Annotated in this window: 17 protein-coding genes; 13 read left to right on the forward strand and 4 right to left on the reverse strand. The window is 59.3% G+C overall.

The genetic code is table 11. The features are described from left to right. Positions 1-10: 10 nt before the first annotated feature. A complete protein-coding gene (gene proC / locus L6R44_RS22400; RefSeq protein WP_032638420.1) occupies positions 11-820 on the reverse strand; it encodes a pyrroline-5-carboxylate reductase in 810 nt (269 codons plus the stop codon). A gap of 97 nt (positions 821-917) precedes the next feature. On the opposite strand from proC, the gene L6R44_RS22405 reads away from it, so the two are divergent. From L6R44_RS22405 to ppnP, 5 genes are all read left to right on the forward strand, one after another. Continuing rightward, positions 918-1,376 carry a YaiI/YqxD family protein gene (locus tag L6R44_RS22405; RefSeq protein ID WP_010428006.1) on the forward strand — a complete coding sequence of 153 codons (459 nt, stop codon included), beginning with the start codon at positions 918-920 and terminating at the stop codon, positions 1,374-1,376. Positions 1,377-1,520: 144 nt separating this feature from the next. Beyond that, entirely contained in the window at positions 1,521-2,045 is a 525-nt protein-coding gene (gene aroL, locus L6R44_RS22410) for a shikimate kinase AroL (RefSeq protein WP_045328297.1), read from the forward strand. 44 nt (positions 2,046-2,089) lie between these two features. Next, positions 2,090-2,281, forward strand: coding sequence for a protein YaiA (gene yaiA, locus L6R44_RS22415; protein ID WP_032638425.1), 192 nt, complete (start codon positions 2,090-2,092; stop codon positions 2,279-2,281). A gap of 237 nt (positions 2,282-2,518) precedes the next feature. Further along, positions 2,519-3,196, forward strand: coding sequence for an AroM family protein (locus tag L6R44_RS22420; RefSeq protein ID WP_237425461.1), 678 nt, complete (start codon positions 2,519-2,521; stop codon positions 3,194-3,196). Between the two features lie 71 nt (positions 3,197-3,267). Further along, positions 3,268-3,555, forward strand: coding sequence for a pyrimidine/purine nucleoside phosphorylase (gene ppnP / locus L6R44_RS22425; RefSeq protein WP_025756214.1), 288 nt, complete (start codon positions 3,268-3,270; stop codon positions 3,553-3,555). Between the two features lie 48 nt (positions 3,556-3,603). Here ppnP and rdgC read toward each other — a convergent pair whose 3' ends face one another. Beyond that, the gene (rdgC, locus tag L6R44_RS22430; RefSeq protein WP_237425462.1) at positions 3,604-4,518 is read right to left on the reverse strand and encodes a recombination-associated protein RdgC; all 915 of its coding nucleotides are present in this window, start codon (positions 4,516-4,518) and stop codon (positions 3,604-3,606) included. Positions 4,519-4,641: 123 nt separating this feature from the next. Between rdgC and mak the strand changes: the two genes are divergently transcribed. Next, positions 4,642-5,547 carry a fructokinase gene (mak, locus tag L6R44_RS22435; RefSeq protein WP_237425463.1) on the forward strand — a complete coding sequence of 302 codons (906 nt, stop codon included), beginning with the start codon at positions 4,642-4,644 and terminating at the stop codon, positions 5,545-5,547. A 155-nt stretch (positions 5,548-5,702) separates the two neighbouring features. Here the strand turns inward: mak and sbcC are convergent, their stop codons facing one another. Both sbcC and sbcD read right to left on the reverse strand, forming a co-directional pair. Further along, positions 5,703-8,834, reverse strand: a complete 3,132-nt coding sequence (sbcC, locus tag L6R44_RS22440; RefSeq protein ID WP_237425464.1) for an exonuclease subunit SbcC — start codon at positions 8,832-8,834, stop codon at positions 5,703-5,705. Continuing rightward, positions 8,831-10,036 carry an exonuclease subunit SbcD gene (gene sbcD, locus L6R44_RS22445; protein WP_237425465.1) on the reverse strand — a complete coding sequence of 402 codons (1,206 nt, stop codon included), beginning with the start codon at positions 10,034-10,036 and terminating at the stop codon, positions 8,831-8,833. Before sbcD ends, sbcC begins: the two co-directional genes overlap by 4 nt. A gap of 187 nt (positions 10,037-10,223) precedes the next feature. On the opposite strand from sbcD, the gene phoB reads away from it, so the two are divergent. The 7 genes from phoB (at position 10,224) to L6R44_RS22480 (ending at position 21,479) form a co-directional block, all read left to right on the forward strand. Then, positions 10,224-10,913: a phosphate response regulator transcription factor PhoB gene (gene phoB, locus L6R44_RS22450; protein WP_008503265.1), complete on the forward strand. Its 690-nt coding sequence runs from the start codon at positions 10,224-10,226 to the stop codon at positions 10,911-10,913. A gap of 21 nt (positions 10,914-10,934) precedes the next feature. After that, positions 10,935-12,230, forward strand: coding sequence for a phosphate regulon sensor histidine kinase PhoR (gene phoR / locus L6R44_RS22455; protein WP_237425466.1), 1,296 nt, complete (start codon positions 10,935-10,937; stop codon positions 12,228-12,230). A 409-nt stretch (positions 12,231-12,639) separates the two neighbouring features. After that, positions 12,640-13,959 carry a branched-chain amino acid transporter carrier protein BrnQ gene (gene brnQ / locus L6R44_RS22460; protein WP_198886355.1) on the forward strand — a complete coding sequence of 440 codons (1,320 nt, stop codon included), beginning with the start codon at positions 12,640-12,642 and terminating at the stop codon, positions 13,957-13,959. Between the two features lie 81 nt (positions 13,960-14,040). Further along, the gene (gene proY, locus L6R44_RS22465; RefSeq protein WP_045328313.1) at positions 14,041-15,414 is read left to right on the forward strand and encodes a proline-specific permease ProY; all 1,374 of its coding nucleotides are present in this window, start codon (positions 14,041-14,043) and stop codon (positions 15,412-15,414) included. A gap of 163 nt (positions 15,415-15,577) precedes the next feature. Continuing rightward, positions 15,578-17,395 carry a maltodextrin glucosidase gene (malZ, locus tag L6R44_RS22470; protein WP_237425467.1) on the forward strand — a complete coding sequence of 606 codons (1,818 nt, stop codon included), beginning with the start codon at positions 15,578-15,580 and terminating at the stop codon, positions 17,393-17,395. 86 nt (positions 17,396-17,481) lie between these two features. Further along, positions 17,482-20,097 (forward strand): DUF2339 domain-containing protein, encoded by a 2,616-nt coding sequence (locus tag L6R44_RS22475; protein WP_237425468.1) that lies wholly within the window; start codon positions 17,482-17,484, stop codon positions 20,095-20,097. Next, a complete protein-coding gene (locus L6R44_RS22480; protein ID WP_237425469.1) occupies positions 20,094-21,479 on the forward strand; it encodes a DUF3999 domain-containing protein in 1,386 nt (461 codons plus the stop codon). The genes L6R44_RS22475 and L6R44_RS22480 overlap by 4 nt, the downstream gene beginning before the upstream one ends. The last annotated feature ends 32 nt before the right edge of the window (positions 21,480-21,511 follow it).

Below are 21,511 nucleotides of genomic sequence, written 5' to 3' on the forward strand. Positions count from 1 at the left end.
CGACTTCCCATCAGGATTTACTCAGCTTCTCTGATTTTTCCATGCATTTTGCCATCGCTTCAATGACGGCCGAGCGGAACCCGCGTTCTTCGAGCACCCGCACCGCTTCAATGGTGGTACCGCCCGGGGAGCAGACCATATCTTTCAGTTCACCCGGGTGTTTGCCGGTTTCCAGCACCATTTTGGCGGAGCCCATCACGGCCTGCGCGGCGAACTTATACGCCTGCGCACGCGGCATCCCGCCAAGCACGGCGGCATCGGCCATCGCTTCTAAAAACATGAAGACATACGCAGGGGCAGAACCGCTGACGCCGACCACCGGATGGATCATCGCTTCGGCAATCACTTCAGCTTCACCGAAGCAGCGGAAAATGTTCAGTACATCAGCCACTTCTTCAGTCGTCACCAGCGCGTTAGGCGTGACGGAGGTCATACCGGCGTTGACCAGTGAAGGGGTGTTGGGCATTGCGCGGACGATTTTACGGTCGTGACCCAGCGCGCGCGCCAGCTGATCGAGCGTGACGCCCGCGGCAATCGACACCACCAGCGTCTCTTTATTCAGGCTGGAGGTGATATCACTCAGCACTTTGATCATGATGTTCGGCTTGACGGCGCCAAAGACGATATCGGCAACCTGGGCCACTTCCTGCGCGCTTTCGGCGGCGTTGATCCCGTATTCATCGCGCAGCGCGGCGACCTTGTCCGGTGACGGGGTATAGACCCAAATCTGACCCGGCAGCACCTGCCCGCTGGCGATCAGGCCGCCCAGGATGGCTTTGCCCATGTTACCGCAGCCGATAAACCCGATTTTCTTGTCCATCACGATTCTCCGTCATTATGCGTTGTTTTCTCTGATAGATAGCTTAACAACGAAATGCAGGCGACAATAGTCGGCAGAGTCATTATGGGGAGACAACATGGCGATTTGGGTTGATGCGGACGCGTGTCCGAATGTGATTAAAGAGATTTTATTTCGCGCCGCCGAGCGCGTTCAGATGCCGCTGACGCTGGTGGCGAATCAGAATATACGCGTACCGCCTTCGCGCTTCATTCGCTCACTGCGCGTGCCGGCGGGGTTTGACGTCGCGGATAACGAAATTGTTCGCCTGTGCAGCGCGGAGGATCTGGTGATCACGGCGGATATCCCGCTGGCGGCAGAGGTGCTGGAAAAAGGGGCGGCGGCGCTCAACCCGCGCGGTGAGCGATATTCGCCTTCTACCATTCGGGAAAAACTCACTATGCGCGACTTTATGGATACGATGCGGGCCAGCGGCGTGCAGACCGGCGGGCCGGACAGCCTGTCCCAGCGCGATCGCCAGCAGTTTGCGGCTGAACTGGATAAATGGCTGCTGGAAGTGAAGCGCCGCACAGCGTAATGATAATTATTGTCAATGTGTGGTACAGTTTGGCCTCCACAGGGTTGTCATCCCGTACCGCTTTGCAGTAAAGTAATCGACACATCTTCTGCAATAATTTCTTTACACTCTTCAGCCATCCGGCATCAAGGGGAACACCTGGCTATGACCCAACCCATCTTTTTAGTTGGCCCTCGCGGCTGTGGGAAAACCACCGTTGGCCTCGAGCTGGCACGCGTGTGTCATCGCCAGTTTGTGGATACCGACCACTGGCTGCAAACCGAGGCCGGAAAAACCATCGCTGAGATTGTTGAGCAAGAGGGATGGGAAAGCTTTCGCGCTCGCGAAACCGCCGCGCTGAAAGCGGTCACCACGCCTGCAGCCGTGATTGCGACCGGCGGCGGCATTGTTCTCGCCGAGTGTAATCGTCATTTTATGCGCGAAAAGGGGATTGTGATTTATCTCAGCGCGCCGGTATCCGCTCTGGTGGGGCGTCTGGAAGCCTTCCCGGAAGAGGGGCAACGCCCTGCGCTGACCTCCAGACCGCTCAGCGAAGAGGTGAGCGAAGTGCTGGCCGAGCGCGATGCGTTATACCGCGAGGCGGCTCACCACGTGGTGGATGCGTCCGCCTCTCCCGAAGACGTTGTAATTCAGATTATTACCGCCCTGCGTTTGGCTTGTGCCAGCTAACCGGCGTCTATACTGATAGCTCAGACAGAAAAAAAGGATGAGCTATGCCAACCAGACCTCCCTATCCGCGTGAAGCGCGCATTGTTACCGTTGAAAAAGGCCAGACGGGTCATACCGTGACCTGGTATCAACTGCGTGCCGACCACCCTAAGCCGGACTCGCTGATCAGCGAACATGAGACTGAACAGGAAGCGCTGGATGCGAAGCGGCGCTACGAAGATCCCGATAAAACCTGAATGTTTTCCTAAACGCTCCAGGATCGTGCCTGAATCACACTTTTTACTCACCGGAAAAGTTAAGCAGGAGTTAATATTTAGTTATTACAAGTCACTCCGGTATCGGCAGGCGATCTTTACATTTTGATGTCGCGATCGCCTGCTACGCTTGGTGCTGTTTTGTTGAAAAAATGAACTGTGCAGCGTAGTGAGCCTGTACCTGTGTGCACGATGTTGGAGTAATGGAAGGCGAAAAAGATGAAGGCAACGTTGGCGATCCTCACCATTGGTGTGGTCCCTGTAAGCGAAGTGTTACCGCTCTTAACCGAGCATGTATCTGAACAACAGATAACGCATCTGAGCCTGCTGGGGAAGATGAGTCGGGAAGAGGTCATGGAAGACTACGCTGTCGAGGCGGGGGAGGAACCCCTGGCGACGTTATTAAGTGACGGTAAACTGGCGCACGTTTCCCGCCAGAAGATCGAGCGCGCGCTGCAGGGCGTGATAGAAGTGCTCGATAATCAAGGCTATGACGTTATTTTGCTGATGAGCACCGCACCCATTAAGGGCCTCACGGCACGTAATGCGATTTTGCTGGAGCCGATGCGGATCATTCCGCCGCTGGTGGCCTCTATCGTTGATGGTCATCAGGTGGGGGTGATTGTCCCTATCGAGGAGCTCATGGATAACCAGGAGGCAAAATGGCACGTGCTGGAAAAAGTCCCTTTGTATGCACTGGCCAATCCGTTCTGGGACAGTGAGGCAAAGCTGATTGCTGCCGGTAAGGAGCTGCTGGAGAGAGGGGCCGATGTCCTGATCCTGGACTGCCTGGGTTTCCATCAGCATCACCGTGATTTGCTGCAAAAAGCGCTGGACGTGCCCGTGCTGTTATCCAACGTTCTGATGGCGCGTCTGGCCTCGGAACTGCTCACGTAATGATTTTGCGTGACAGGCGATGAGCATGGCCCCTATAGTGAATTTTTATCTAAAAATATAAGGGCCAGTTCATGCTTCAAAGTAACGAATACTTTTCCGGTAAAGTGAAATCCATTGGTTTTACCAGCAGCAGCACTGGCCGCGCCAGTGTCGGCGTTATGGCGGAAGGGGAATACACCTTTGGCACCGCGGAAGCGGAAGAAATGACGGTCGTCAGCGGCGCGCTGAACGTGTTACTGCCGGGCGAAACGGAGTGGAAAGTGTATGCTGCCGGTCAAGCTTTCAACGTGCCTGGCCACAGCGAATTTCATTTGCAGGTTGCTGAACCGACCTCTTATCTGTGCCGCTACCTGAAATAAAAAATTAGCCGGGTGGCGCTAACGCTTACCCGGCCTGCGTTTTGCCCGTTATCTTTGCGCTTCGCCGCCGAGACCTTCCACCAGATTCTGAATCAGCGCGGCCAGCTCGCCGGTCATCAGGATGAAGTCCGCGTCAAAACGCTGGGCGTAATCTTCCCTGTCGATATCTTCGTTCCGATCGCGCAGCTCATCGCAGAACTTCAGACGCTTCACGGAGCCGTCGTCGCACATCACGAACTGAATACGCTGCTGCCAGTCGAGCGCCAGTTTGGTGACCACTTTACCCGCCTCGATGTGTACGGCGATCTCGTCGCTCACCAGATCCTGCTTCTTCGCGCGGATCACGCCACCGTCTTCCAGCAGGGCTTTCAGCTCGGCTTCATCAAGGATCTGGAAACCCTGTGCCGCAGCACCGCTGCGTACCCATTCGGTCAGGGTCAGCTCAATCGGCGTTTCCAGCGCCAGCGGAACGACCGGTAAAGATCCGAGGCTTTTGCGCAGCAGGGCCAGCGTGTCTTCTGCTTTTTTGGCGCTGGCGCAGTCGACCATGATCAGCCCGTTAACGGTGTCGATCCACATCATCGTCTGGCTGAAGCGGCTGAAGGCGCGCGGCAGCAGGGAGTGCAGAACTTCATCTTTCAGCGAATCTTTTTCGGTCTTTTTCAGCTTGCGGCCCTGTTCGGCTTCCAGCTTGAAAATTTTCGCCTCAAGCGCCTGCTTCACCACCGGCGTCGGCAGGATTTTCTCTTCTTTACGGGCGCAGACGATGATTTGACCCGTGCTGCTGGCGTGGGTCAGTGCATCGCTTTGTGAACCCATTGGCGGTACCCAACCGGTTTTTGCCATGTCCTGGCTACCGCAAGGGGAAAAGGTATAAGCGGCTAACTGTTTTTCCATCTCTTCTGCACGCAGCGAAACGTCGCGGCTGAGACGGTAAACCATCAAATTTTTGAACCACAGCATGATAATTTCCACGGCCTTGTCGTTAAATCAGCGGGCATGATAACGAATTGTCGCATCGCTTGCATTGCTAATCGGGAAGCGTGCTTCTACTCTGTTGATAATCAAAATAATGAGGAGAGTCTTGTGCGTATTGGGATTGATTTGGGCGGCACCAAAACAGAAGTTATCGCGCTGAGCGAGCGGGGGGAGCAGCTGTTCCGCCATCGTCTGCCGACGCCGCGCGATGATTATCACCAGACTATCGAGACGATTGCTCAGCTGGTCGAGATGGCCGAGCAGGCAACGGGGCAAACCGGCAGCGTCGGGATGGGGATCCCGGGGTCGATCTCGCCGTATACCGGGGTGGTTAAAAACGCCAACTCCACCTGGCTCAACGGTCAGCCGTTTGATAAGGATTTAAGCGCGCGCCTGAAGCGGGAAGTGCGTCTGGCCAACGACGCCAACTGCCTGGCGGTCTCTGAGGCCATCGACGGCGCGGCGGCCGGTGCCCAGACCGTGTTTGCCGTCATCATCGGTACCGGCTGCGGCGCGGGCGTCGCGTTCGGCGGGCGCGCCCATATCGGCGGTAACGGTACCGCCGGCGAGTGGGGGCACAACCCGCTGCCGTGGATGGATGACGATGAGCTTAAATACCGCGCTGAAGTGCCGTGCTACTGCGGTAAACAAGGCTGTATTGAGACGTTTATCTCCGGCACCGGTTTTGCGACCGACTACCACCGTCTGAGCGGCCAGCCGCTCAAGGGGAACGAGATTATGCGTCTGGTCGAAGAGCAGGATCCGGTGGCCGAACTGGCCCTGAGCCGCTACGAAATGCGGCTGGCGAAATCCCTGGCGCACGTGGTGAATATTCTCGATCCGGACGTCATTGTGCTCGGCGGCGGCATGAGCAACGTCGACCGGCTGTACGCCACGGTACCGAACCTGGTGAAGCAGTGGGTCTTCGGCGGCGAGTGTGAAACCCCGATCCGCAAAGCCGTCCACGGTGACTCCAGCGGCGTGCGCGGAGCGGCGTGGCTGTGGCCGGAATAAAAGCAAATCGTGTTTATTCCCTCTCCCTGTGGGAGAGGGTCAGGGTGAGGCAAGGTAAAAGCAAAACAGCAACGCAAGTTGCTGTTTTTGGTGTTTGTACCCTCTCCCTGTGGGAGAGGGCCAGGGTGAGGGCACCAGACCGCTCCGACCCCCATTTATTCCACCGCAAATTCCCTATCCAGCCTGCTATACCCCAGCCCGTTAATCTTCTTCACTTTGATCTGCACCGGAATGCGCTCTTTCATCGCCTCTACGTGGCTGATCACGCCGATGGTTTTCCCGGTGGCGTTCAGCGCGTCGAGCGCATCCAGCGCGGTATCCAGCGTTTCGCTGTCGAGCGTGCCGAAACCTTCATCCAGGAACAGGGAATCGATCCGCGTTTTATGGCTCACCAGGTCAGAAAGGGCCAGCGCCAGCGCCAGGCTGACGAGGAAGCTCTCGCCGCCAGAGAGGGTCCGGGTATCACGAACCGCATCCGCCTGCCAGGTATCGACCACTTCCAGCTCCAGCGCGTCGCTGGCCTTGCGCTGCAATAAATAACGCCCGTGCAGACGGTTAAGCTGCTGGTTAGCAAGCCAGACAAGATTGTCCAGGGTCAGTCCCTGGGCGAACTTACGGAACTTGTCGCCGGTGCTGGAGCCGATAAGCGCATTCAGATAACCCCAGTCGTCGGCCTGGCGCGCGGCCTCTTCAATTTGCTGCATCAGCGCCAGCCGATGCTGACGGTTATCGCTGTCCTGCTTAAGCTGCTGGCGGATCTCACCCTGATGCGTCGTGTTCTCGCGAAGCCGCTGCGCCAGCTGCTGCAGCCGGCTTTGCAGCCTCGGTGCATCGGCGTCGAGCCCTTCCGGCCGCAGGGCCAGATGCGCCTGCAGCTGCTGGTTAGCCTGGCCGCACAGCGCCGCGGCCTGCTGGGTCTGGTTTTCCAGCGACTGCTTCATCTGTTCGAGGTGGCGAATGGCGCCGTCATCCAGCAGGGCGGCAAGGAACGCGTCCCGATCGGCAAAGCAGCTCGCCGCGAGCGCCGCGGTGAACTGCGTCTGTGACTGCTGCAGGCGCTCTTGCTCCAGCTTTTCCTGCTGCTGCTGCGCGGCGAGCTGGCTTTGCAGCGACACGCATTCGTCGTGGACGTCGCGCCAGCCGTCAGGAATGGCCGGTTCGGCTTCTTCGCCGTTCGTTGCCGGAAGCGTGTCGAGCAGCGGCTTCAGGGCGCCGATACGTTCCTGCAGCACGCCGTGCTGGGTTTGCTTCTCCTGCCACTGCGCGAATTCCGCTTCGCGGGCGTGCAGCCAGGCGGCTTCGCTCCCCGCTTCGGGAGCGCTAAGCGACAGCGCGAGCAGGGTGTTCTCCAGCGCCTGGCGCGTGGCCGCCAGCTGCTGCTGGTGCTGCCGCTCCTGCATCTCCTGCTCGTGCAGCTGGTTTTGCAGGGTGAGACGCTGGCTAAGCTGATAAAGCTGACGTTCGTAGCGTTCCTGTTCGTTCATCCATGGCGCAATATCTTCCTGAATATTAAGCGCTATATTCAGAGAGGCGCAGGCCGCCATCCATTCTTTAGTGAGCGCTTGCTCTTCCTTAGAGAGCGTCTGCGCGTCGTCTGTCTCGCGCTGAATTTGCTGGGTCAGGGCATTAACCTGTCCCAGCACCAGCAGGCCTTCCTCTTTAAGCGCGGCCACCTCTTTTTCCAGGGCATCACGCCGACGCTGGTTATCCGTCAGCTCAAGCGACTGATACTGCTCAACGGCGGGATGCTCGCTGGAGCCGCACAGCGGACAGGGTTTGCCTGCCTCAAGCCGGGAACGATAGCTTTCCAGATCTTTAATCGTCGCTTCACGTTCGCACAGGGCCTTCAGGTCCAGATAGTGCTGGTGTTTCTCTTTGTACTGCTGGCGGCGTAGCGTCAGCGTTTCATTAAGCGTGTTCTGCTCCGCCTGAGCTTTCTGCACGCTTTCACCGCTCTGGCGCAGGCGCTTTTGCAGCGGCTGATAGCGGGCATGCAGCGACGTTAGCCGCTGGCGCAGCGGGCGTGTTTCGGCCTGCTGCTCCATGGCCGCGCTGACCTCATCCGTCGTCAGGGTCAGCGTATTTTCCGGCATCTCTGCCAGCTTGTGACGTAATTCATTCATCCGCGCAGCAAGCGAGGCCAGCTGCGCGTTATCGCGGTTCAGCTGCGAGAACTGGGCGCGCCAGCCGGCAATCTCCTGGCCCAGCAGGCGATAGCGTTCGTGATCCGCCAGCCACTGCGCGAGCGCCGTCAGTTCGGCCTGAAGCTGCTCGTGGTCACGCAGGGCGGTATTGCGGATACGCGAACGCAGTGCGGTTTTGGCCTGTAAGCGAGTATTTACTTCAACAATTCGCTGCCGTGTTTGCGCCAGGCGCGCGGTTTGCTCCTGCTGATGTTCCCAGAGTGGACGAAGCTGGGCGGCGGGCAGCGCAAGCTGGAGCTTTGCCAGCTCTGGCGCCGCGTTCGTCAGCGCCTGCTGCGCCTGCTGCTGCATCGCGGTAACGCGCTGTTGCTCCAGCACGAGCTCATCATGACGCGTAAGCCACTGAAAATGTTTCTGTTGGCTTTGCTGCTGTTCCAGCAGGGTTTTCTCTTCGTCAGTAAGTGCCTGCAAACTTTGCTGTAACTGCTGCTGCTGTTCTTCGCTGAGCAGCACGACGCCCGCCGCCTGCGCCTCGCACTTTTCCAGCACGCTGCGGGCCGCTTTGTGTTTTTCAAACACCATGGCGGAAATCTGGCCGTAGATTTCGGTGCCGGTTAGCTCTTCCAGCAGCTCGGCACGATCGCTCGGTTTGGCGTTGAGGAAGGCGGCAAACTGCCCCTGGGAGAGCAGCATCGAGCGGGTAAAGCGGCCATAGTCCAGCCCGGTGAGCGCGGCGGTTTGCTCCAGTTTATCCGTCACCTTATCGGCAAGAATTTTGCCGTCTTCGCAGCGCGCCAGCTCCACGCGCGGCGCCTGCAGGTTCCCGTCCGGCTGGTTGCGCGCCCGGTTCTGGCTCCAGAAGGCGCGATAGGCGATGCCTTTAACCTCGAACTCCACCTCTGCCAGGCACTCGGCGGTGTCGCGCGTCATCAGGTCGTTTTGCGCCTGAGAGACCTTCTGCAGCCGCGGCGTTTCGTGATAAAGCGCCAGGCAGATGGCGTCGAGCAGGGTGGTTTTGCCTGCCCCCGTCGCGCCGGTGATGGCAAACAGACCGTTACTGGCAAACGGCTCGGCGGTGAAGTCAATTTTCCACTCGCCCTTGAGGGAATTGAGATTTTTCAGGCGCAGGCTCAGAATTTTCACGCGTTGTCTTCCTCATCATTGAGCGCATGCAGGGTATGGTTGAACAGTTCGCTAAGCCTTGCGCGCTTCGCGTCGTCAATTTCCTCCTGCGAGAGCCTGCGTTCAAATACCTCTTCCACCCGCAGTTCGCTGAGCGTTTCCCGCTGGGCGCTTAACAGAATTTTCTCGCGCTGCTCGCGGCTGCGGCGCACCAGTAACACCTCTACCGGCAGGTCTTCGGTCAGGGCCTGGATTTTTCGCTGCATATCGTGCAGGTAGTCGTCGGTGGTGATTTCGATATCCAGCCAGACGGGCGGGTTAAGCGATGCCCCGCGCCACTGCTCAAGCTGGGCGGTAATGGCGTCGAGATCGCCTTTCAGCACCGCCAGCGGCTGGGTAACGGGTACCTCCAGCGTCTCGACGGCGGCGAGTTTGCCCTCGCTGAAGCTCACCAGATGGACGGATTTTGCTTTGCCCGTCTCGTCAAAGCTGAGCGAAATAGGGGATCCGCAGTAGCGAATGTGCTCGCTGCCGCCGATAGCCTGGGCGCGGTGAATATGCCCCAGCGCAATGTAGTCCGCTGGCGGAAAGTTTTGCGCCGGAAAGGCGTCCAGCGTGCCGATATAGATGTCACGCACGGCGTCACTTTTACTGGCCCCTACGGTGGTGAGGTGCCCGGTCGCAATCACCGGAATTGGCCGATCGCCCCGCAGGGCGCAGGCATCGGCGTGCTGCTGGCGATAATAGTCGGTGATGGCCTCTAATAAATGCTGCTGCTTTTCCGCGCCCGACAGCCCCGCCTGGCTTTGCACGATATCGCGCGGACGTAAAAACGGAATGGGACACAGCACCGCCCCCGGCGACCCGTCGCGTTTTTTCAGGATCTGCGGGGCGTGCCCGGCGCTGGCGACCACGGTGGTATTGAGAAACGCCAGGATATCGCGGGACTCGTTGAGCGTCGCAACGGAATCGTGGTTGCCCGCGACAATCACCAGATGACAGCCGGTTTGCTGCAAATTCACCACGAAGCGGTTATACAGTTCCCGCGCATAGCTGGGGGGAGAGCCGGTATCAAAGATGTCACCCGCCACGATAATCGCGTCCACCTCGCGCGTCTGTGCCGTTTCCAGCAGCCAGTTCAGGAACGCTTCATGTTCAGCCGCACGGCTTTTGCTGTAAAAATTTTGGCCCAGATGCCAGTCCGAGGTGTGAAGTATACGCATAGCGGTTCCGTGGCAAAAAAGAGAAAGCAGGATTATAAACGTTCAGAGAAGGGAAAATAACCGCTGTAATAAAACAACGGTTTGCCCGCTAACGTGGTACTGTTTTTCATAAATCTGTCATAAATCTGACGCATAATGGCGCCGAATTACAAACTTGTAACGTAAATAAGATAAGACAGGGCAAAGTATGGCGAGACGTATTCTGGTCGTAGAAGATGAAGCTCCAATTCGTGAAATGGTGTGCTTCGTGCTCGAGCAAAACGGCTTCCAGCCGGTTGAAGCGGAAGATTATGACAGCGCAGTGAACCAGCTGAATGAACCCTGGCCCGATCTGATTCTGCTGGACTGGATGTTGCCCGGCGGCTCCGGACTGCAGTTTATCAAACACCTCAAGCGTGAAGCGCTGACCCGTGACATTCCGGTTGTGATGCTTACGGCGCGCGGAGAAGAAGAGGATCGCGTGCGCGGTCTGGAGACCGGCGCGGACGATTACATTACCAAACCGTTCTCCCCAAAAGAGCTGGTGGCCCGCATTAAAGCCGTGATGCGCCGCATTTCGCCGATGGCGGTGGAGGAGGTGATTGAGATGCAGGGACTCAGCCTTGACCCCACGTCACACCGCGTGATGACCGGCGAAAATCCCCTCGACATGGGGCCTACCGAATTTAAGCTCCTGCACTTCTTTATGACCCACCCGGAGCGCGTGTACAGCCGCGAACAGTTGCTGAATAACGTCTGGGGAACTAACGTGTATGTCGAAGACCGTACGGTTGACGTCCACATCCGCCGCCTGCGAAAAGCGCTGGAACTGAGCGGCCACGATCGCATGGTGCAGACGGTCCGCGGCACGGGTTATCGTTTTTCGACCCGTTTCTGAACAATGACAGGAGTGTGACGCGTGCTGGAACGTCTGTCATGGAAAAGGCTCGTCTTTGAACTGATCTTATGCTGTATTCCCGCCCTCATTCTGGGGGCTTTTCTTGGGCACCTGCCGTGGTTTCTGCTGGCGTCGGTCACCGGGCTGCTGATCTGGCATTTCTGGAACCTGCTGCGCCTCTCGTGGTGGCTATGGGTTGACCGAAGCATGACGCCGCCGCCGGGAAGCGGCAGCTGGGAGCCGCTGCTGTACGGCCTGCACCAGATGCAGATGCGTAATAAAAAGCGCCGCCGCGAGCTGGGTAGCCTGATTAAACGCTTTCGCAGCGGGGCGGAGTCACTGCCGGATGCGGTGATCCTGACCACCGAAGAGGGGACGATCTTCTGGTGTAACGGCCTGGCGCAGCAGCTGCTGGGCCTGCGCTGGCCGGACGACAATGGTCAGAACATCCTCAACCTTCTGCGCTATCCCGAGTTCACGCTGTATCTGAAAAAGCGTGATTTTAGCCGCCCGCATAACCTCAAGCTCAATAACGGTCGTCATCTGGAAATCCGCGTGATGCCCTACAGCGATAAGCAGTGGCTGATGGTGGCGCGCGATGTCACCCAGATGCACCAGCTTGAAGGCGCGCGTCGCAACTTCTTCGCCAACGTCAGCCACGAGCTGCGTACCCCGCTGACCGTGCTTCAGGGCTACCTGGAGATGATGCAGGAGCAAACGCTGGAAGGCGCGCCGCGTGAAAAAGCGCTGCACACCATGCGCGAGCAAACGCACCGGATGGAAGGGCTGGTCAAGCAGCTGCTGACGCTCTCGAAGATTGAGGCGGCGCCTACGCTTGCGCTGAATGACACGATAGACGTGCCGATGATGCTGCGGGTCGTGGAGCGTGAAGCGCAGACGTTAAGCCACAAAAAGCATCACCTGACCTTTGAGGTCGACAGCACGCTAAAGGTGCTGGGCAGCGAAGATGAACTGCGCAGCGCCATTTCTAACCTGGTGTATAACGCGGTGAATCATACCCCGGAGGGGACGGAGATCGTGGTGCGCTGGCGCCATATCCCAGCGGGAGCCGAGTTTAGCGTGGAAGACAACGGGCCGGGGATTGCCCCTGAGCATATTCCGCGCCTGACCGAGCGTTTCTACCGCGTGGATAAAGCGCGATCGCGGCAGACGGGCGGAAGCGGCCTGGGGCTGGCGATTGTGAAACACGCGGTGAATCACCACGAAAGCCGTCTCGATATTCAGAGTACGCTGGGGAAAGGAACCCGCTTCAGCTTCGTTATCCCGGAACGTTTAATTGCCAAAAAGATCGCCTGACGGCAGGCGTGTCATTTTACCTTTCCACGGGTCAGCCATCGCTGGCCCGTTTGCTTTGCAGTCAAGCGAAACGCGAATGAATTTTATACGGCTGACCGTTTTTTGTTCGCATGATTAGCCATGGGTTTTTCTTATAAATAGCGTATTGTTCTGGTGCGTATTTTCATGCTGGCATATTGTTCTGGTTTTGCGATCCCACCTTGCCTTTAAACGTTATAAGCGTTTAAATTGCGCCCCAGATACTGTCAGACCGACTGTATTTGCGTGGTAAATCGAAAAACTATTCTTCTCCACGCCAGGACGGGAGCATATCCCGCTGAAATTGAGCAAATTTTCGGCTGTATCGTCCCGTCAGGGATAGCGAAAATCTCAATGTTTTCAACACCACATCCACAGGCAGTAAGGTTTTATGACCCATCACTTAAAATCGCGTGACATCATCGCGCTGGGCTTTATGACATTTGCGCTGTTCGTTGGCGCAGGCAACATCATTTTCCCTCCAATGGTTGGCTTACAGGCGGGTGAACACGTCTGGACCGCCGCGTTTGGTTTCCTGATTACTGCCGTGGGTCTGCCTGTGCTGACCGTCATCGCGCTGGCGAAGGTCGGCGGCGGCGTGGATAGCCTCAGCACCCCGATTGGCAAAGTGGCTGGCGTTCTGCTGGCAACCGTCTGCTATCTGGCCGTAGGCCCGCTGTTTGCCACCCCGCGTACCGCGACCGTCTCCTTCGAAGTGGGTATTGCTCCCCTGACCGGTGACGGCGCGATGCCGCTGTTTATTTACAGCCTGATCTACTTCGCGATCGTGATTCTGGTTTCCCTCTATCCGGGCAAGCTGCTGGATACCGTGGGTAACTTCCTGGCCCCGCTGAAAATTGTCGCGCTGATTGTTCTGGCGGTAGCGGCCATCGTCTGGCCAGCAGGCCCGATCAGCGACGCGATGGACGCCTATAAAAACGCCGCGTTTTCTAACGGCTTTGTGAACGGCTACCTGACGATGGATACGCTGGGCGCCATGGTGTTTGGTATCGTTATTGTTAACGCCGCGCGTTCCCGCGGTGTGACCGAAGCGCGCCTGCTGACCCGCTATACCATCTGGGCTGGCCTGATGGCCGGCGTGGGCCTGACGCTGCTGTATCTGGCGCTGTTCCGTCTGGGGTCCGATAGCGCCATGCTGGTCGATCAGAACGCCAACGGTGCGGCTATCCTGCACGCCTACGTCCAGCACACCTTCGGCGGTGCGGGCAGTATGCTGCTGGCGGCACTCATCTTCCTGGCCTGTCTGGTCACCGCGGTTGGCCTGACCTGCGCCTGTGCAGAGTTCTTTGCACAGTATCTGCCGCTCTCTTACCGCACCCTGGTGTTTATCCTCGGTATCTTCTCTATGGCGGTGTCCAACCTCGGTCTGAGCCACCTGATTCAGGTCTCTATTCCGGTGCTGACGGCGATTTATCCGCCGTGCATCGTGCTGGTGGTGTTGAGCTTTACTCGCCCGTGGTGGAACAACTCTTCACGAATTATTGCGCCAGCCATGTTTATCAGCCTGATTTTTGGTATCCTTGACGGGATTAAAGCATCAGCTTTCGCGCACATACTGCCGGCATGGACACAGCGTCTGCCGCTGTCCGAGCAGGGCCTGGCCTGGCTGATGCCTACCGTTGTTGCGCTGGTTCTGGCGATTATCTGGGACCGTGCTGCAGGGCGTCAGGTTGCATCGAACGCCCATTAATCAACGGCAACAAACTGTTTAACCACGGGGCTTAAGGCCCCGTGGTTTTTTGTTTTTTTCGTGTTGAATGGCAAGATTTAAATGGAAAGCACTAACAAACTTAAACGTGGATTGAGCACGCGCCACATCCGCTTTATGGCGCTGGGCTCTGCTATCGGCACCGGTCTTTTTTATGGTTCGGCAGATGCCATTAAAATGGCCGGTCCCAGCGTGCTGCTGGCGTACATCATCGGCGGCGTGGCGGCGTATATCATCATGCGCGCGCTCGGCGAAATGTCGGTTCACAACCCGTCCGCCAGCTCATTCTCCCGCTATGCGCAGGAAAACCTCGGCCCGCTGGCCGGATTTATCACCGGCTGGACCTACTGCTTCGAAATCCTGATTGTCGCCATTGCCGACGTCACGGCGTTTGGCATCTATATGGGCGTCTGGTTCCCGGCGGTGCCGCACTGGATATGGGTGCTGAGCGTGGTGCTGATCATCTGTGCCGTCAACCTGATGAGCGTGAAGGTGTTTGGCGAGCTGGAGTTCTGGTTCTCCTTCTTCAAGGTCGCCACCATCATCATCATGATTGTGGCCGGTTTTGGCATCATCATTTGGGGTATCGGCAACGGCGGGCAGCCGACCGGTATTCACAACCTCTGGAGCAACGGGGGCTTCTTCAGCAACGGCTGGCTCGGGATGGTCATGTCGCTGCAGATGGTGATGTTCGCCTACGGCGGTATTGAGATTATCGGCATCACCGCCGGGGAAGCGAAAGACCCGGAGAAATCCATTCCGCGCGCCATCAACTCGGTGCCGATGCGTATTCTGGTGTTCTACGTGGGTACGCTGTTCGTGATCATGTCCATCTACCCGTGGAACCAGGTCGGCACCAACGGTAGCCCGTTTGTTCTGACCTTCCAGCATATGGGCATCGCTTTTGCGGCCAGCATTCTGAACTTTGTGGTGCTGACCGCGTCGCTCTCCGCGATTAATAGCGACGTCTTTGGCGTGGGCCGCATGCTGCACGGCATGGCGGAGCAGGGCAGCGCGCCGAAGGTGTTCGCCAAAACCTCGCGCCGCGGCACGCCGTGGGTGACCGTTGTGGTGATGACCGTGGCGCTGCTGTTCTCGGTTTACCTGAACTACATCATGCCGGAGAACGTCTTCCTGGTGATTGCGTCGCTAGCGACCTTCGCGACGGTGTGGGTGTGGATCATGATCCTGCTGTCGCAGATTGCCTTCCGCCGCCGCCTGTCGCCGGATGAGGCGAAAGCGCTGAAGTTCAAGGTCCCGGGCGGGGTGGCAACCACCGTCGTCGGGCTGATCTTCCTGGTGTTCATCATCGGCCTGATTGGCTACCATCCGGACACCCGCATTTCGCTGTACGTGGGCTGCGCGTGGATCGTGCTGCTGCTGGTGGGATGGGTGTTTAAATGCCGCCGCGACCGCCAGCTGGCGGAAGTGCAGTAAATTTTTTTATTCCCTCTCCCCGTGGGAGAGGGTTAGGGTGAGGGCATCAGGCCGCACTGATCCCTCATCCCCCGTCCTCCTCCCCCAATAAATCCCTTCATGGTGAGCTATCCTTAACCACCCTGTGGCAAGGTGACGTCAATTTCATCAAAGGGGATTCGTGATGTTAAACGCCTGGCACCTTCCGGTTGCCCCATTTGTTAAGCAAAACAAAGACAACCTTGTGATTACGCTCTGGCTGGCGGGTGAAAACCAGCCTGAACGCGTGACGCTCCGCGCCGAAATCGATAACGAAGAGACCGGGCTGAAAATGCACAAGCTGCGCAGCCAGCCGCAGCCGGGGATCACGGCGTGGCGAGCGAATATCGACCTGAATAGCGGACAGCCGCGCCGCCGCTATAGCTTCAAACTGCTGTGGAATAACCGCCAGCTGTGGTTTACCCCGCAGGGGTTTAGCCGTTTCCCGCCTCCCCGGCTGGAGCAGTTCGCGGTTGATTACCCGGACAACGGCCCGCAGTGGGTTAACGATCAGGTCTTTTACCAGATTTTCCCGGACCGTTTTGCGCGCAGCGAAAAGCGTACTGCCGATCAGGATAAGGTCTATTACCACCATGCGGCAGGTCATGACATCATTCTGAAGGCGTGGGATGAGCCGCTGACCGCCCAGGCGGGGGGATCGACCTTCTACGGCGGCGACATCGACGGCATCAGCGAAAAGCTGCCGTACCTGAAAAAACTCGGCGTGACGGCCCTGTATCTCAACCCGGTGTTTAAAGCCCCGAGCGTGCACAAATACGATACCGAAGATTATCGCCACGTTGACGCGCAGTTTGGCGGCGACGAGGCGCTGCTTCGCCTGCGTAAGAATACGCAAAACGAAGGCATACGCCTGATTCTGGACGGCGTATTTAACCACAGCGGAGATTCGCACGCCTGGTTTGACCGGCATAACCAGTCGATGGGCGGGGCGTGCCATAACCCAGACTCGCCGCAGCGCGACTGGTACAGCTTTAACGAGGAGGGACGCGCGCTGGACTGGCTGGGCTACCCGAGCCTGCCGAAGCTGGATTTCCAGTCGTCAACGCTGGTGAATGAGGTTTACGGCGGCGAGGACAGCATCGTCCGCCACTGGCTCAAAGAACCGTGGAATATGGACGGCTGGCGTCTGGACGTGGTGCATATGCTCGGCGAGGCGGGCGGGGCGCGCAATAATTTTCAGCACGTCGCCGGGATCGCGCGCGCGGCGAAGGCGGCCCGGCCGGAGGCGTTCGTCTTTGGCGAGCACTTTGGCGACGCGCGCCAGTGGCTGCAGAATGATGCGGAAGATGCGGCGATGAACTATCGCGGCTTTACCTTCCCGCTGTGGGGGTTCCTCGCCAACACCGATATCTCCTACGATCCGAATCACATCGATGCGGAAACCTGCATGGCGTGGATGGAGAACTATCGCGCCGGCCTGTCCCATCAGCAGCAGCTGCGGATGTTTAACCAGCTCGATAGCCATGATACCGCGCGCTTTAAGTCCCTGCTCGGCAAGGACGCGGCCCGCCTGCCGCTGGCGGTGACCTGGCTCTTCACCTGGCCGGGCGTGCCGTGCATCTATTACGGCGACGAAGTGGGGCTGGACGGCAACAACGATCCGTTCTGCCGCAAAACCTTCCCGTGGGAACCCGAGAAACAGGACAAGGTGCTGTTCAGCCTGTATCAGCGGCTGGCGAAGCTGCGTAAGCAGAGTCTCGCTCTGCGCTACGGCGGCTGTCAGGTGGTGTACGCCCACGATAACGTGGTGGTGTTTGCCCGCGTCTATAACCAGCAGCGCGTGCTGGTGGCGATTAACCGGGGCGAGGCCTGCGAAGTGGTGCTGGATGATTCCCCGCTGCTGAAGGTGGCTGGGTGGAGGAATAAGGAGGGCAAGGCGACGATACAGGACGGCGTGCTGGCGCTGCCTGCGATATCCGCGACGATCTGGCTCGGCAGCTAACCCGCGAATGTTTCCACCTTTTAAGATGGCGCAAATGCAACCATTTGTGTCAATCTTAACGGATCGTTTACGGTGAAGGTGGAAACATGGACGAGCTTTACATCCTTGGCTGTTTATTCCTGGTTTTTGCGCTGCTGGTTGCGCCCGTGCTTGCGGTTATCGGGTTTAACCGAAGTACGGCAGCGCGGCAGGAGATTGCCCGGCTGCGCCAGCGCATAGAGGCGCTTGAGCAGCGCGGCGCGGCTAATAACCCGCCGGAACCGGTGCAGCCCGCCGCCTCGAATAGCGTGACCGCGCCGGTGGTCGAGGATGCGCCCGCGCCTGTCGACCCCTGGCGCCCCGATACTCCCGCTGCGGTGGCAGAACCGGCCCCGGCCCCGGTGCCTGCGGCAAAACAGCCTTCTGCCTTTGGCGGCATCCTGACGTCGCTGGCGCGCTGGTTCATGCAGGGGAATCCGCTGGCGAAGCTTGGGATCCTGCTGCTCTTCCTCGGCCTCTCCTTCCTGCTGCGCTATACCGTCGAACATTCCCTGTTCCCGCTTGAGCTGCGCCTCGTGGCAGCGGCGCTGTTTGCCGTTGTTCTGCTGGCGGTCGGGTGGCGGCTGCGGCACAGGCAGCGAGTCTATGCGCTGATCCTGCAGGGCGGGGCGACCGGCGTGCTCTACCTGACGGTGTTTGGCGCGTTTCGGCTCTGGCAAATGCTGCCGATGACGCTCGCCTTTGCGCTGCTGGTAGTGATTTGCGCAGCGAGCGTCGGGCTGGCGGTGCTGCAGAAGGCGCTGAGCCTTGCCATGCTGGCGAGCCTTGGCGGGTATCTTGCGCCGCTGCTCTTATCTACCGGGGGCGGCAGCTTTGTGGCGCTGTTCTCTTTCTATCTCCTGCTGTCCATCGGCATTCTCGCTATCAGCATCTGGCAGCACTGGCGCGAGCTGAATCTCCTCGGGCTGCTGTTCACCTTCGGCGTGGGCGGCCTGTGGGGGCTGAATGACTACCAGCCGGAAGACTATGGGGTCTGCCAGCTGTTCCTGATTACCAATACGCTGATCTTCGGCGTGCTGAGCGTGGCGCTGTCGCTGCGGGCGCAGGAGAAAGGGAAGCAGATCGTTGACGGCGTGCTGCTGTTTGCCCCGCCGCTGATCGGCTTCGGGATGCAGTACGGCATGACGCAGCACTGGGTCTACGGCCCGGCGCTGAGCGCGTTGGGTTACGGCGCATTTTATCTCACCCTCGCGTTCCTTGCGCTGCGGCGCTATCCCTCCCTCGGAAGGCCGCTGGTCATGGCGGCGCTGGCGATCGGCGGCGGATTCGCGACCCTCGCCATTCCGCTGGCGCTGTCGGCGCGCTGGACGGCGATGGCCTGGGCGCTGGAAGGGCTGGGTATCCTCTGGCTGGGCGTGCAGCAGCACCAGCGCCGCATGCAATACAGCGGGACGGCGCTGCTGGTGCTGGCGCTCGGCAGCGCGCTGTGGGCGCAAACGAGCGGCGTGACGTCGCTGAGCCTGCTCCTTATCTTCGCCATCCTCAGCCTTTGCTGGCTGGCCGCAGCCTGGCTGTGGCGGGCTCTCTTCCTGCCGGCCAGCCGGGCGCTGCTGGCGGGCGGGCTGCTTTTCTGGCTCGTGGCACTCCTGGGCGCGTCGCAGCTGGCGCTGACGAAAGAATTACCGGTTCTGGCGGGCGTGCTGGCGCTGACGGCGGCGTCGGTCTGGGGCTGGCGGCAGGTGGCCGCGCGTCTGGCGTGGCGAGAGCTGGATGCCAGCAAATGGCTGCTCTGGCCGGTTATGCTGCTGATGGTGGGGTATCAGCTATGGCATCAGCAGATCGTTGCCGCCGGCTGGTCAAACCTGGCCTGGTGCGTTGCGCTTCCCGCCGCGCTGATGTTGCTGCGGCGCGACGGTGAAAGATGCCTGCCGCGCATCGCGATGGGGCTGCATCTGTCGCTGTTCTGGATGATTTTACTGGCGCTGGCCGCCGAGCTTTACTGGTTTGACCGGTCTCTGCCGTGGGGCATGGCGGCCTGGGGCAGCGGATTAGCGCTGGCCGCAGGCGGCGGGGTAATTATGGCGCTTTCTGCTGCGGTACGGCGTCGCGTGTGGCCGTTCCGGGAGTGGCCTGCGCTCTACGCCTGCCTGGCACCGATCCCCGTGGTCGTGGCGCTGCTGGTACTGCTGGTTTTGACCAATTTCCAGGACGGCGTGATCTATCGCCAGACCTGGCTGCCGCTGGTGAATCCGCTTGAGGAAGGTGCCGCGTTCGCGTTGCTGGGGCTGGTGGTCTTTTATCTCGCGGTGAAGCGCTACTACCCGACATTGCTTGCGCAAGCGCGCCCGTGGCCTGCCGTCGTGCTCATGGCGTTTGGCTTCTGGTGGCTAAACGGCGCGCTGATGCGCGCCCTGGCCTGGTACGGCGACGTGGCCTGGAATATGGCATCGCTATGGGATTCGCGGCTTATCCAGACCAGCTTTGCTCTGTTCTGGATGCTGAGCGCGCTGGTGGTGATGATCCATGCCACCCGCCGGGCTTCCCGGCAGGAGTGGCTCTGCGGTGCCGCGCTGCTGGGCGTGGTGATGGTTAAGCTGATGCTGGTGGACAGCGCGGGCGGAGGCGGTCTGTCGCGCGCGGTGGCGTTTATCGGCGTGGCGATACTGGTATTGATCGTGGGCTATTTCTCGCCGCTACCGCCAAAAACAGGAGATGAAAAATGAAATGGATGAAAGCGATAGCGTGTACCGCGCTGCTGGCGCTTTCCGGCCCGGCGCTCAGCGACGAGGGACAAACGGAATCGCCCCGGGACTATGCCTTTGGGCGTTCACTGGATACGTCTGCTCCTTCCCAGTGGTATCGGGTGATGCTGCCGCTCGCCGTCTATGCGCAAAGCACGTCACCGGACCTGCATGACGTTCGCGTCTTTAACCAGTCGGGCGAGCCGGTTCCCTTTAGCCTGATCGCCGCGACGCGCCCGCAGGCGTCAGTGCAATCCACGGCGCTTCGCCTCTTTCCGCTGGACGCCTCGCCGCTTGCGCCTGCGTCAGACGCCGGTGACAGCGATAAGATCCTGCTTCGTTCCCGAAACGGCGTGGAGATTGTGCTGGAGGGGCAAAAAGCCGCGGCAGCCGGGCAACATTATCTGCTGACCTTGCCGGAGCAGGCGTCGGGCGAGCTGGCTGTATCCCAGCTGCAGCTGCTATGGGATACCCCTCAGTCGTCGTGGCAGGGAACGGCGTCGGTCTATTACAGCGAGGATCTTAAGCGCTGGTATACCCTGTGCGAGGATATGCCGCTGCTGGACGTCGCCAGCGGGCAGGATCGCCTTAAGCTCGATCGGATCGATACCGATACGGTTTTATCTCCCGAGGCGAATCGCTACCTCATGGTAGTGCTGAATGCGCAGAGCCAGGGGGTAACCCTGACCGGCGTGAACGCCATCGGCGCCCCTGCGCAGGCGGCCCCGGAAGAGATCGACCTTGAGGGGGAAGGGGAGCCGCTGTCGGCAAGCGAAGCGATGTGGCGCTGGGCGCGTCCCCAGCCGCTGCGTGCGGTCAGCATCTCGCTGAACGGCGACGGTGTCCTTCCCGTGGAGATCGCGTGGCGGAGTTCGGAAAAAGACGCATGGCACCCCCTGAAAAAAGAGGTTATTTACCGTCTGGAGGGGAAAACGTCCGGACCGGTTTCGCTGGGCGAGGGCCTGGTGCAGGCCGTGAAAATCACGACGCTGAATGCGCGGCTGCCAGAATACTTGCCGAGCGTTACGGGACATCGCGATCGCTACGACCTGGTGTTCAACGCGCAGGGGAAAGCGCCGTTCGTGCTCGCCTGGGGCAACGGCGCTGCAAAGCCAGCAAACGTCGAGCCCGATATGCTGATCCCCGCCGAGCTGCGCAAAACCTATGATATGGCGAACCTGCCGCAGGCCGACGTTGTGGATGATGTCGCGTTAGGCGGCGAGGCGCGCCTGACCGCCACCTCTGCGGCCGATCGGGAGAGCAGGATGAACACCCTGCTGGTGTGGGGCGTGCTGATTGCGGGCGTGATTCTGCTGGCGGGCATGGCCTGGCGCATCTGGCGAGAGGTGCAGCGTAAGGCATAAAAAAAGGCCCGCATGTGCGGGCCTTTCTCGTA

This window comes from Enterobacter cloacae complex sp. ECC445, assembly GCF_021892025.1.
GTDB lineage: Bacteria > Pseudomonadota > Gammaproteobacteria > Enterobacterales > Enterobacteriaceae > Enterobacter > Enterobacter chengduensis.